The following is a 12,505-nucleotide window of genomic DNA, read 5'->3' as shown; positions in this document are numbered from 1 at the left end:
ATATTATGAAACTGGTACTGTTTTTTCTTTCTTCCATGAAAGACCAAATCCAGTGAAACCAACAATAATTGTTAAGACCGGGCAAGCTAAACAGAAGATTGCGAATGGAACGTAATCAAATGTCGGAACGCCAAGGACGTTTGTTAAGAATACGCCACTTACACCCCATGGTACGAGCGGGTTAATAACTGTACCTGCATCTTCTAATACGCGTGATAAATTACGACGTTCTAAACCGACTTCATCGTATTTGTTAGCGAATGCTTGTCCTGTTAAAACGATTGATAAGTATTGTTCGCCAAGTAAGAAGTTTACACCAATTGCAGTTGAAGCAGTAGAAATAATTAAGCGTGTGCTATTTTTTACAAAGCTAGAGATAATATTCATCAGCTGCGCTATAATACCCATTCCTTGTAATAATCCTCCCATACAAAGAGCTAGGAAAATAAGAGCAATCGACATCATCATACTTTGTAGACCACCGCGAGATAGTAAGCTATCAATGTCTTTAATACCAGTTTTAGAAACGTAGCCGTCTTGCATAATTTTCATTAAATCAGCTAAAGAAGTGCTAGGTTTAAAAATAAAGAGAATAATAATTCCTACAACAATTCCTGCAAGCAATGTTGGAACTGCTGGAACCTTTTTAAATGCGAATAGGAACAGTAATAAAATTGGAATAAGTGTAACGATAGAAATCGTTGTGTTTTTTTCTAACGTGCTAATAAAGTTTGTGAAGTCAACGTCTCCACTAATACCGCTTCCTAAAATGAAAAATGCGATAAAAGCAATAATGAAAGCAGGAACTGTTGTCCAAAGCATGTTGCGAATATGCTCAAATAAATCTACACCCGTTACAGCAGGAGCTAAGTTTGTTGTATCAGATAAAGGAGACATTTTATCTCCAAAGAATGCGCCAGAAATAATTGCACCAGCGATTAGAGCTGGATCGTATCCGAGAGCACTACCCATACCCATAAAGGCAAGTCCTACAGTTGCGGCAGTTGTAAAGGCACTACCGATACTTGTTCCAACAATTGCACAAACTACAAAAACAGTTGGAACGAAAATTTTAGGAGATACAATCTGGAAGCCGTATACCATTAAAGTTGGAATTGTTCCAGCAGCGATCCAAACACTAATTAATACGCCTACAAGTAAGAAAATAAAAATAGATGGAATACCAGCTGAAATACTACTGATCATCCCTTTTTCCATAGTAGACCAAGAGATTTTTTTCATAAATCCAAATGCTAATAAAAGAACGATACCAAATAAAATTGGGATGTGTGGTGAAACTTCTAATTGGATAACACTAAAGCCAATACAGAAAAAGATAAATAATGTTAAAAGAACAGATTCAATTTTTGAAACCATTGTTTTTCCCTCCTAAGTAATCTAAAATAGCTCTTTTTTATATAAAATTCGCCAATATTGTATATTTCCTTCTAAAATTTAGAATTTTGTGACAAATTACCAGTAATTGTCAACATCTCAATATGATACGGAAATGATTGGATAAAAAAACGCCCCTGCATATAATTATGCAGGGACGAAGAAATCGCGGTACCACCCTAGCTTGTGAAAGGAATGTATCACAAAATAAAGGGTCATATGATATGCGCTCATAAAATAAAAACGCCCCTGCAATATATGCAGGGACGAAAAATTCGCGGTACCACCCTAAATTGTGAAACAGTTTCATTTCACCACTCTTTAGACATAACGGTCTAAACCGTCTTTCACTACTCCTCACGTTTCGTAAAAGAAGCTCCAGGGGGTAATTCATAAATCGCTCTGTACTGGTTCGCACCGACCACCAGCTCTCTGAAATCAGAAAACGAAATACTACTAAATCCTATCAACGCCGATTCATATGATGTTAGTTAAATTTTTATCATATATTCATCATACATGTCAATAAAAACATTCGATATTTTTTTAGGGAAATAAAGGAGAAATGTTTTTCATACTGTGAAAATGTGCGTTATAATGAATTTGAAAGGGGAGGAAAGAGTGAAGAAAAAAATAATTCTTTTTACCACCTTACTAGTCGTTGGCGGAAGTGCTGGAATTTACACAGCTTTTGCAGCTGAATCAGAGCAGTCGAAACAAAAGCAAATACAGCAGTCAGAAGTGAAGAAAGTGAAAGAAACTGAAGAGAAGAAATCGATGGAAAAAGCAGCTACTAAACTAGGAGTTTCTACTGAGGGGAAAACAAAAGAAGAGGTTACAAAAGAAGTAGATACCGCTAGATTTGAGCAGCGCCATGATTTGTTAATTGAGCATGCTAAGCAACTTGGAATTGATACAGAAGGAAAAAAAGATGAAGAGATTATTTTAGAAATTGGAAAGATACAACATGGAAAGTAGAACAACTTATCGTATGATAAGTTGTTCTTTTTTGAGAACTATTTTATTTAAAAATAATTGACAGTCATTTGTTTTTAATGTTAACTATATTTATAAATGAGTTAACATTAGGGGTGACAATTGTGGCTATTAATAGTAACACGAGTGAAAAATCGTCTTATACATATGAAGAATTATCGAAGAAGAATAAAGATTACGTATGGCACCCATTTACACAAATGAAAGATTATTTAGAAGAAGATCCTGTCATTATTGAACGTGGAGAGGGAAGAAAGCTATACGATGTAAATGGAAATGAATATTGGGACGGTGTTTCATCTATTTGGTTAAATGTTCATGGGCATCAAGTACCAGAACTAGATGAGGCAATTCGCGAGCAATTAAATAAAATTGCTCATTCTACTATGCTAGGACTTGCTAACGTTCCATCTATTTTATTAGCAGAAAAAATAATTGAAGTTGTACCAGAAGGTTTGAAGAAAGTATTCTATTCAGACTCTGGTTCTAGCGCCGTTGAAATTGCAATTAAGATGGCCTTTCAATATTGGCAGCATAAAGGGAAACCGAAAAAACAAAGATTTGTTACATTAAAAGAAGCATATCACGGTGATACGATAGGTGCTGTTTCAGTAGGAGCAATAGACTTGTTTCACCAAGTGTATAGTTCACTATTATTTGAGGCAATTAAAATGCCGTATCCATATACATATCGTTCTCCTTATGGAGATAATAAGGAACAAATTGTAAAGAAACATTTAGAAGAAATGGAAGAAATGCTACAAGAAAAACATGAAGAAGTAGCAGCTATTATTGTGGAGCCATTAATGCAAGGTGCTGGTGGGATGATTACAATGCCAAAAGGATACTTAAAAGGGCTTCGCGATTTATGTACAAAATACAATGTATTATTTATTACAGATGAGGTAGCGACTGGATTTGGGCGTACCGGGAAAATGTTTGCATGTGAACACGAGGATGTAACGCCAGACATTTTAACAGCCGGAAAAGGTTTAACAGGTGGTTATTTACCAGTGGCAATTACGGTAACGACAGATGAAATTTATAATGCCTTTTTAGGAGGCTATGAAGAACAAAAAACGTTTTTCCATGGTCATAGTTATACAGGGAATCCGTTAGGGTGTGCCGTAGCAATTGCAAATTTAGAACTATATGAAAAAACTAATTTAATAGAAGATGTTGCGTATAAAGCAGAATATGTAGCGGCACAATTAGAAGCTCTTAATGAATATAAGCACGTAGGAGATATTCGTCAGTGTGGGCTAATGGTTGGTATTGAACTTGTGAAGAATAAGGAAATGAAAGAATCGTTTGAATGGACAGAAAGAGTCGGCGTTCAAGTATGTAAACGTTCAAGAGAGCTGGGCATGATTTTGCGACCACTCGGTAATACGATTGTATTTATGCCTCCTCTTGCATCTACGGTGGCTGAGATTGATGAGATGTTACGCATTTTATATAAAGCAATCTCGGATGTTACGGAGGGAGAGTAATGGGTGGTTTCTTTATAACAGCAACGGATACAGAAGTTGGAAAAACGGTAGTGACAGGAGCATTGGCAGGTATATTTCGAGAGCGTGGACATAATGTTGGTGTATATAAACCGTTGCAAAGTGGACATGTTGCATCAAATCCTGAGGGTGATGCAGCAAGGTTAAAAGCATTATCGGGTGTACCGACAGAAGAAGATGAAATTTGTCCTTATTCCATTGAAGAACCACTTGCTCCGAGACTTGCCATGAAAAGAGCTGGAAGGACAGTAACGTTAAAAGAAATTACTGCTCACTATAATGAACTACTAAAAAAGTTTAATAGCCTATTTGTAGAAGGGGCTGGTGGGCTTGCAGTTCCATATACAGAAGATGCTTTAGTGATTGATTTTGCAAAAGAATTACAGCTTCCTCTTATTGTAGTAGCGCGTCCTACGCTTGGGACAGTTAATCATACTATTTTAACAATTTCTTATGCAAAAGCACATGGATTAAAAGTAGCAGGTGTAATTTTATCTGGATGTAAAGGATATGAAAAAGAAAGAGTGCAAGAAAATAAAATAATGATTGAGGAGTTAAGTGGCGTGCCGGTTTTAGGGTTATTACCATTCCTTGAAGGAGAGTTTACAAAGGAAGAATTATTAGGGGCGGCAAAAGAGCATATTATGATTTCAAAATTAGAGGAGCTCATCCAAAATGAATCAAATGTGGCGCACGCATCTTCAATCTAAAGTAGAACAATTAAAGGAGCAAGGGCAGTATCGTAATTTACATGTAACAGAGAAAGCGGAAGAGACATGGCTTATTCGAAATAAGAAAAAGATGCTAAATTTAGCATCGAATAATTATTTAGGATTAGCTGGAGATGAAAGGTTGAAAGAAGCTGCTATTGCCTGCACGAGAAAATATGGAACTGGAGCGACAGCATCTCGTCTCGTTGTAGGAAATTATCCATTGTATGAAGAGGTTGAGAAAATTATATGCAACTGGAAAGGTACTGAAAGAGCATTAATTGTAAATAGTGGGTATACAGCAAATGTAGGTGCTATATCTGCTTTAGCCTGTCGTCACGATATGGTTTTTAGTGATAAATTAAATCACGCAAGTATTGTTGATGGAATTATATTAAGCGGAGCAGAGCATAAAAGATATCGTCATAATGATTTGGATCATTTAGAAAAGATGTTGCAAATAGCGTCACCAGAAAAGAGAAAATTAATCGTAACAGATACGATTTTTAGTATGGATGGAGATATTGCATATTTGAGAGGCTTAGTTCAGCTGAAAGAGAAATACGGGGCAATCATTATAGTTGATGAAGCACATGCAAGTGGAATATATGGAATCAGTGGAGCCGGATTATCTCATGTAGAAAAAGATATTGCTCAAAAAATTGATATACATATGGGGACGTTTAGTAAGGCTTTAGGGTGTTATGGTGCGTATTTAACGGGTGATTCCATTTATCTAGAGTATTTACAAAATATGATGAGAAGCTTGATTTTTACTACAGCTTTACCACCAGGAACATTAGGGGCGATCCGAAAAGCAATTGAAATTGTGAAAGAAGATAACGAAAGAAGAGAGCGACTTATAGAGAATGGTGCATATTTCAGGACGCATTTACAAGAAGCTGGTTTTGATATTGGGAATAGCTCAACTCATATTGTACCGATTGTAGTTGGGTCAAATGAAAATACTTTACGGTTTAGTGAAAGGTTACAAGAGGTAGGTATCGCAGCCATTGCAATTCGTCCGCCGACTGTTCCGGTTGGTAGTTCTCGAGTCCGTTTTGCAGTTACGTCACAACATACAATAGCCGATTTAAAATGGGCTATTCAGCATATTATACGCATTGGTAAAGAAGAGGGGTTTTTAGTATGAAAGAGCTAAAGCTTATTTTTATTCCAGGATGGGGAATGGAAGAAGATGTTTGGACTTTGGTTCTGCCGTATTTTAAAGGATATTCTGTTCAATGTATAGATTGGCGTAACGTGAAAGAACAAAGTGAATTTGCGGGGCGAATAATAGATGTAGCGCAGGATGAAAATGTAATTTTAGTTGGATGGTCACTAGGAGCGTTAGCGGCAGTACAAGCGTATAAAAAGATTAAGGCCCAAGGTATGGTACTAATTGGTGGTACCGCTAAATTTACCAATACAAGTGACTATACAAGTGGATGGAATTCCTTGCATATAGAACGTATGAAAAAGAATTTAACGAGAAAAAAAGAAGATACTTTGAAGCGTTTCTATGAAAATATGTTTACAAAAAGTGAGCTGAGGGAGAATACGAGTTTTGAAGAGATTGCGCAGAAGTTTAAAGGAGACTCGATTCAGTCTTTACAATTAGGCTTAGATTATTTAATAGAAACAGATATGAGAAATGAAGTAATAGATATGAAAGCCCCGCTGTTACTCCTTCATGGAGAGCAGGATGTAATATGTCCATTGTCTGCAGCCCATAGTATGGCGAATAATACGAATGCCAATCTAAAAGTAGTAAGTGGTGCTGGGCATGCATTATGTGTAACGAATTTTGAATATTGCGCAAATGAAATTATTCAATTTGTAGAGGGGATACGACATGATCAACAAAACGTTACTGCAAAAACGGTTTAACGGGGCGGCTATATCCTACGATCAATATGCAAATGTACAAAAAAAGATGGCGCATTCGTTACTTTCTACATTGAAGGAACGATATAGTGAAACATCATCGATACGTATTTTAGAACTTGGATGCGGGACAGGATATGTAACAGAGCAATTATCAAATTTATTTCCGAAAGCTCATATTACAGCTGTGGATTTTGCTGATGAGATGATTGCAGTCGCGAAAACTAGAAAAAGTTTGGAAAATGTGATGTTTCGATGTGAAGATATTGAACAATTAAAATTAGAAAATCCATATGATGTCATCATTTCAAATGCTACATTTCAATGGCTTAATGATTTAAAAGAGACAGTGAAAAATTTATTTAACTATTTGTCTGAAGAAGGAATATTATTATTTTCCACGTTTGGTAATACGACTTTTCAAGAATTGCATACGTCTTTTCAGCGTGCTAAGAAAGAAAAGGGGATACACAATTGTACTTCAATAGGACAACGATTCGTTTCGAAAGAACAGTTAGTGAATATATGCAAAAATCCATTAGGAAATGTACATGTTTCTGAAACGTGTTACATAGAAAGCTTTACAGAAGTTAGGGAGTTTCTACATTCTATTCGAAAAGTAGGGGCAACCAATAGTAATGAAGAGTCTTACTGTCAAAGCCCTTCACTCTTTCGTACGATGCTTCGTATATACGAAAGAGACTTCACGGGAAAAGAAGGGATAATGGCAACATATCATGCTTTATTTACGTATATAACAAAAGAGGGGAAGAGATGAAATGAAACAAGTACAAAAAAAAAGGGATTGGAAAAAACTTGCATACGACGTAGTAGAAGAGAAAATGATTACGAAAGAAGATGCAATTGCAATATTAGAAGCTGATGATACAGAGGTTTTAGAAATTATGAATGCAGCTTACATCATTCGCCATCATCATTTTGGTAAGAAAGTAAAGTTGAACATGATTATAAATACGAAATCTGGATTATGTCCTGAAGATTGCGGGTATTGTTCACAGTCTATTATTTCAGAAGCACCGATTGATAAGTATGCATGGTTAACACAAGAGAAAATTGTTGAAGGAGCGCACGAAGCAATTCGTCGTAAAGCAGGTACATATTGTATTGTTGCATCTGGTCGTCGTCCGACGAATAAAGAAGTAAATCACGTTATTGGAGCAGTTAAGGAAATTCGTGAAACGACAGATTTAAAAATTTGCTGTTGTTTAGGATTTTTAAATGAAGATCAAGCAGGTCAGTTAGCAGAAGCTGGTGTGCATCGTTATAATCACAATTTAAATACGCATGCCAACAATTATGATAGCATTTGTTCAACGCATACGTATGACGATCGTGTTGATACAGTCCAAAAAGCGAAGCAAGCCGGTATTTCTCCATGCTCTGGAGCAATTTTCGGAATGGGAGAAACGATTGAACAGCGCGCTGAAATTGCATTTGAATTACAACGTTTAGATGCGGATTCTATTCCATGTAATTTCCTTGTTGCTGTAAAGGGTACTCCGCTTGAAGGACAAAAAGAATTAACACCTGTAGAATGTTTAAAAGTGCTGGCGATGATGCGTTTTGTAAATCCAACAAAAGAAATTCGTATTTCAGGTGGTCGAGAACTTAATTTACGTTCTGTACAGCCACTTGGTTTATTTGCAGCAAACTCTATCTTTGTCGGGGACTATTTAACAACAGCTGGACAAGAGCCGACTGCGGACTGGGGTATGATTGAAGATTTAGGGTTTGAGATTGAAGAATGTGCGCTATAAGATAGATGAAAAGCAAACTCTTTAAAGGGTTTGCTTTTTTTTGTAAATAAAATGTAATAAAAGTCCATTAACGCTTGATAGTAGTCACTTTTGGACGAGAAAAATAATTTTGTGGACGAATTTTCCAAGCCCTAATTGTACATAGTAAAAATGTAATTTATATCGGGTTGGAGGATTTTACATGTACAAATACATATTAACTATTATGACCTGTCTGATTTTAATAAAAGCGATAAGTGCTGATCCAGTTAAGGCGGCTGAAAATCCTGAACAAAAAGAAATGCAACAAAGAATTGAACAGCATTTTCGAACGAAAGCTGAACATTTTGGGCTTGAAACAGAAGGAAAAGATTTAAAAGAAGTGAGGAAGGAAATTTCTATTATAGAAGAAGCGGAAAAGAGAGAAAATGTGTGGAGAACAGCACAAGCTCTTCGTATAAAAACAGAAGGAAAAACGATGGATGAATTAATAGAAGATGTACGAAAAAAGGTGAGAAAATAAAAAAAGAGGCCGTAGCCTCTTTTTTAAGCCCATTGTTTTGATAAATGAGCCATTTCGATCGCAGCAACTGCCGATTCATATCCTTTATTACCAGCTTTTGTACCTGCACGTTCAATCGCTTGTTCAATTGTTTCTGTCGTTAATACACCGAAAATAACTGGAATGTCCGTTTGTAGTGATAAAGACGCAACACCTTTTGCTACTTCATTACAAACGTAATCGTAATGTGTTGTAGCACCGCGAATTACTGTACCTAATGTAATAACAGCATCATATTTTCCGCTATTGGCCATCTTTTTAGCGATTAAAGGAATTTCAAATGCACCAGGAACCCATGCAACATCAATATCATTCTCTTCTACACCGTGACGCTTTAATCCATCTAAAGCTCCACCAAGTAACTTACTTGTAATAAACTCATTAAAACGTCCAACAACAACCCCAACTTTTAATCCTGTACCAACTAAATGACCTTCGAATACCATAATGTATCTCTCCCTTAATTATAAGTTTAGTAAATGTCCTAATTTGCTTGCTTTCGTTTGTAAATACGTTTTATTTTCTTCTTTTGTTGGCATTTGCAACGGTACACGCTCGGTTACTTCTAAATCGTAACCTTGTAAGCCAGCAATTTTTCGTGGATTATTCGTTAATAATCGTAAACTTTGTAAGCCTAAATCTTTTAAAATTTGAGCGCCAATACCGTAATCACGAAGATCAGCTGGGAACCCAAGTTTTTCATTTGCTTCTACAGTATCTAACCCTTCTTCTTGTAACTTATAAGCGCGAAGCTTATTCAGAAGGCCAATTCCTCGTCCTTCTTGTCTCATATAGAGAAGAACACCTTTTCCTTCACGCTCAATTTGAGCAAGTGCAGCATGTAGCTGTGGTCCGCAATCACAACGGCACGAACCAAATACATCTCCTGTTAAGCATTCTGAATGAACGCGTACAAGTACAGGTTCGCCTGTTGAAATATCACCTTTTACGAGCGCGATATGTTCTTTCATATCCAATGAGTTAGAATAGCCAATTGCATGGAAAGTACCGAAATCTGTAGGTAATGTAATTTCCACTTCTCTCGTCACAAGTGTTTCGTGATGGCGGCGATAAGCAATTAAATCTTCTATTGTAATCATTTTTATATCAAATTGTTTTGCGCACTCTAGTAAATCAGGTACACGTGCCATCGTACCGTCCTCATTTATAATTTCGCAAATGACTCCAGCTGGTTCTGCTCCGCAAAGTTTGGCTAAATCGACAGCGGCTTCTGTATGACCAGCACGGCGCAGTACACCGCCTTCTTTCGCAATTAATGGAAAGATATGTCCAGGGCGATTGAAATCAGCGCCTTTTGATGCAGGGTTTAACAATTCTTGTATCGTAGTTGCACGTTCATGAGCGCTAATCCCTGTTGTTGTAGAAACATGATCAATGCTCACTGTAAACGCAGTGTGATGTGAATCTGTATTATGAGATACCATTGGTTCTAACTGTAGACGTTCTGCGTACTCCTCCGTAATGGGTACACAAACGAGACCACGACCGTGTGTAATCATAAAATTAATCGTTTCTGGTGTAATGTACTCTGCTAAAGCAATAAAATCGCCTTCATTTTCTCGGTTTTCATCATCACATACGATAACAACTTTTCCTTGTTTTAAATCTTCTAGAGCTTCTTCAATACGATGAAACATTGTGCTTCCTCCTTATAGAAATCCGTTTTCTTGTAAAAAGCTTTCGGTCATTGAACCAGTTCTTTTTGCGGGCTTTGAGATAAAGCGTTCAATATATTTTCCAATCATGTCACACTCAATGTTTACGATGTCCCCGGCTTGTTTTTCTCCGATTATAGACTCGCTTACTGTGTGGGGGATGAGTGAAATTGTAATTGAAGATTCGTCTATATCAAATATTGTTAAGCTAGTGCCATCAACAGCAACGGATCCTTTATGCAAACAATAGCGTAGTAATTCATCAGAAATTGCTATTTTGTAATAGATGGCATTGTAATGTTGTTTTTTAGTTAAAATCGTACCGATGCCATCGATATGTCCGGTGACGAAATGTCCACCGAATCGTCCGTTTGCAGCCATCGCCCGTTCTAAATTCACTTTGGCACTTGGCTTTAGCATACGAAGTGATGTTGCTTTCATTGTTTCAGGCATTGCGTCGACAGTGAATGAAGTAGTCGTAAAAGTAGTTACTGTTAAGCAAATGCCGTTAACTGCGATACTATCACCCAATTTGACATCCGATAAAATTTGCTTTGCGCTAATAGTTAGCTTCATTGCTTCACCACTTTGAGTCATGCTTGATATCGTTCCTAACTCTTCTACGATTCCTGTAAACATTCCGTCACCTCGCTTTTTAAGGTTGCAACAATTTTTATATCATTACCGATTTGTTTCATCTCTTGAATTGTTAAGGAAAGTGCATCTTGTAACTTCGAAAAACCAGCTCCGCCAAATAAGGTGGGGGCATCTTTTCCACCAATTAATTTCGGGCTTATATAGGTCACGATTTCATTAAAACTATTTGTTTTTAAGAAGTTTGCATGCACCGTTTGACCACCTTCAACGAACAGAGAAAGAATTTGTTTCTCACCGAGTAGGGATAGGACATCTTGTATTTCAATTTGCTGTGTTTTCATTTGGAATACAGCTATATTGTTAGATTCATAAGACGCTATTTTCTCTTTGCTTACATCCTTACCGACAATAATCCATGTCGGAGTTAAGCCATCTGTTATGACATGAGAAGATGGCGGCGTTCGTAAGTGGGTATCTAAAATAACGCGTATAGGATGTTTACCTCCGTTTGGAATTCGTGTTGTTAAGTGTGGATTGTCAGTTAGAACTGTATTCACACCGACTAGGATAGCATCATGTATATGACGATATTGGTGAACGTCAGCGCGTGCTTCTTCGCCTGTAATCCACTTACTTTCACCGGTTACAGTTGCTGTTTTTCCATCTAAGCTCATTGCTGTTTTTATTGTTACAAAGGGACGTTTCGTTTTCATATAGTGAAAAAAGTATCGATTTAATAAAGTGGCTTCCGCCCCAAGAACACCAGTAGTTACCTTGATTCCAGCTTCTTCCAATATTCTTTTTCCATTGCCGGAAACGAGTGGATTGCAATCAAGAGTAGCAATTACAACACGCTGAACTCCTTTTTCAATGAGTAATTCACAGCAAGGGGGTGTTTTTCCAAAATGGCTACACGGTTCAAGTGTTACATAAACGGTAGCGTCTTTTGCTCTTTCACCAGCCATGTGAAGAGCATGAACTTCAGCATGTTCTTCACCAGCACGCATGTGGGCACCCATTCCAACGATTTTCCCATCTTTAACAACAACGGCACCAACCATAGGATTTGGGCTTGTTTGTCCCGATGTTCCTTGTGCTAACTGCAAGGCAATCCTCATATATTCTTGATCTGTCATTCTTTTCACCTCTCCTGAAAAAATCAAAAAACCCCAAGGATTTTATATCCTTGGGGTTTGGGAGACGTGATTTCTAGAAATATAGTTCGAATACGAAAGTATAGGAAAGAAACCTAACGATGACTGATATTTTGGCATAAGGAAAAAACCTAGCAAAATATCAAATTCTTTCAACGCTAGTCGTATCTTTTTATTTCAGTATAGAAACATAACTATACAAAATAAAACATATATAAAGATTCAAAATGAAAATTTAAAAATATGCATACTGAAATAAA

Annotated in this window: 13 protein-coding genes and 1 other annotated feature; of the genes, 8 read left to right on the top strand and 5 right to left on the bottom strand. The window is 36.9% G+C overall.

All coding sequences use genetic code 11. The features are described 5' to 3' along the window. Positions 1-3: 3 nt before the first annotated feature. Positions 4-1,377 (bottom strand): Na+/H+ antiporter NhaC, encoded by a 1,374-nt coding sequence (gene nhaC, locus DN408_RS09760; RefSeq protein ID WP_078177762.1) that lies wholly within the window; start codon positions 1,375-1,377, stop codon positions 4-6. 277 nt (positions 1,378-1,654) lie between these two features. Beyond that, positions 1,655-1,874: a binding site (T-box leader), on the bottom strand. 142 nt (positions 1,875-2,016) lie between these two features. Here nhaC and DN408_RS09755 point away from each other — a divergent pair. The 8 genes from DN408_RS09755 to DN408_RS09720 all read left to right on the top strand — a co-directional run bounded on the left by DN408_RS09755 (position 2,017) and on the right by DN408_RS09720 (position 8,779). Then, complete coding sequence (locus DN408_RS09755; RefSeq protein WP_002128995.1) at positions 2,017-2,373, top strand: hypothetical protein; 357 nt, start codon at positions 2,017-2,019, stop codon at positions 2,371-2,373. Positions 2,374-2,450: 77 nt separating this feature from the next. Then, positions 2,451-3,884 (top strand): adenosylmethionine--8-amino-7-oxononanoate transaminase, encoded by a 1,434-nt coding sequence (gene bioA, locus DN408_RS09750; RefSeq protein ID WP_078177764.1) that lies wholly within the window; start codon positions 2,451-2,453, stop codon positions 3,882-3,884. Then, entirely contained in the window at positions 3,884-4,612 is a 729-nt protein-coding gene (gene bioD, locus DN408_RS09745; RefSeq protein WP_078177765.1) for a dethiobiotin synthase, read from the top strand. The genes bioA and bioD overlap by 1 nt, the downstream gene beginning before the upstream one ends. Further along, complete coding sequence (gene bioF, locus DN408_RS09740; RefSeq protein ID WP_147740076.1) at positions 4,578-5,765, top strand: 8-amino-7-oxononanoate synthase; 1,188 nt, start codon at positions 4,578-4,580, stop codon at positions 5,763-5,765. The genes bioD and bioF overlap by 35 nt, the downstream gene beginning before the upstream one ends. Further along, positions 5,762-6,502, top strand: coding sequence for an alpha/beta fold hydrolase (locus tag DN408_RS09735; protein WP_002128989.1), 741 nt, complete (start codon positions 5,762-5,764; stop codon positions 6,500-6,502). The genes bioF and DN408_RS09735 overlap by 4 nt, the downstream gene beginning before the upstream one ends. Continuing rightward, positions 6,468-7,277: a malonyl-ACP O-methyltransferase BioC gene (gene bioC, locus DN408_RS09730; protein WP_002128987.1), complete on the top strand. Its 810-nt coding sequence runs from the start codon at positions 6,468-6,470 to the stop codon at positions 7,275-7,277. Before DN408_RS09735 ends, bioC begins: the two co-directional genes overlap by 35 nt. 1 nt (position 7,278) lies before the next feature. Next, a complete protein-coding gene (gene bioB / locus DN408_RS09725) occupies positions 7,279-8,277 on the top strand; it encodes a biotin synthase (RefSeq protein WP_078177767.1) in 999 nt (332 codons plus the stop codon). A 181-nt stretch (positions 8,278-8,458) separates the two neighbouring features. After that, positions 8,459-8,779 carry a hypothetical protein gene (locus tag DN408_RS09720; RefSeq protein ID WP_002088493.1) on the top strand — a complete coding sequence of 107 codons (321 nt, stop codon included), beginning with the start codon at positions 8,459-8,461 and terminating at the stop codon, positions 8,777-8,779. Between the two features lie 23 nt (positions 8,780-8,802). Here the strand turns inward: DN408_RS09720 and ribH are convergent, their stop codons facing one another. From ribH to ribD, 4 genes are read right to left on the bottom strand one after another with little or no spacing between them, the layout of a single operon-like run. After that, entirely contained in the window at positions 8,803-9,264 is a 462-nt protein-coding gene (gene ribH / locus DN408_RS09715; RefSeq protein ID WP_000230892.1) for a 6,7-dimethyl-8-ribityllumazine synthase, read from the bottom strand. An 18-nt stretch (positions 9,265-9,282) separates the two neighbouring features. Next, positions 9,283-10,476 carry a bifunctional 3,4-dihydroxy-2-butanone 4-phosphate synthase/GTP cyclohydrolase II gene (ribBA, locus tag DN408_RS09710; protein WP_002167711.1) on the bottom strand — a complete coding sequence of 398 codons (1,194 nt, stop codon included), beginning with the start codon at positions 10,474-10,476 and terminating at the stop codon, positions 9,283-9,285. 12 nt (positions 10,477-10,488) lie between these two features. Continuing rightward, positions 10,489-11,133 carry a riboflavin synthase gene (gene ribE / locus DN408_RS09705; protein WP_078177768.1) on the bottom strand — a complete coding sequence of 215 codons (645 nt, stop codon included), beginning with the start codon at positions 11,131-11,133 and terminating at the stop codon, positions 10,489-10,491. Beyond that, entirely contained in the window at positions 11,115-12,227 is a 1,113-nt protein-coding gene (gene ribD / locus DN408_RS09700; RefSeq protein ID WP_002167712.1) for a bifunctional diaminohydroxyphosphoribosylaminopyrimidine deaminase/5-amino-6-(5-phosphoribosylamino)uracil reductase RibD, read from the bottom strand. The genes ribE and ribD overlap by 19 nt, the downstream gene beginning before the upstream one ends. Positions 12,228-12,505: the final 278 nt, after the last annotated feature.

It is taken from the genome of Bacillus sp. AR13-1 (assembly GCF_008042285.1).
Classification (GTDB): Bacteria; Bacillota; Bacilli; order Bacillales; family Bacillaceae_G; genus Bacillus_A; species Bacillus_A mycoides.
This window is presented reverse-complemented; position numbering and strand designations above follow the sequence as displayed.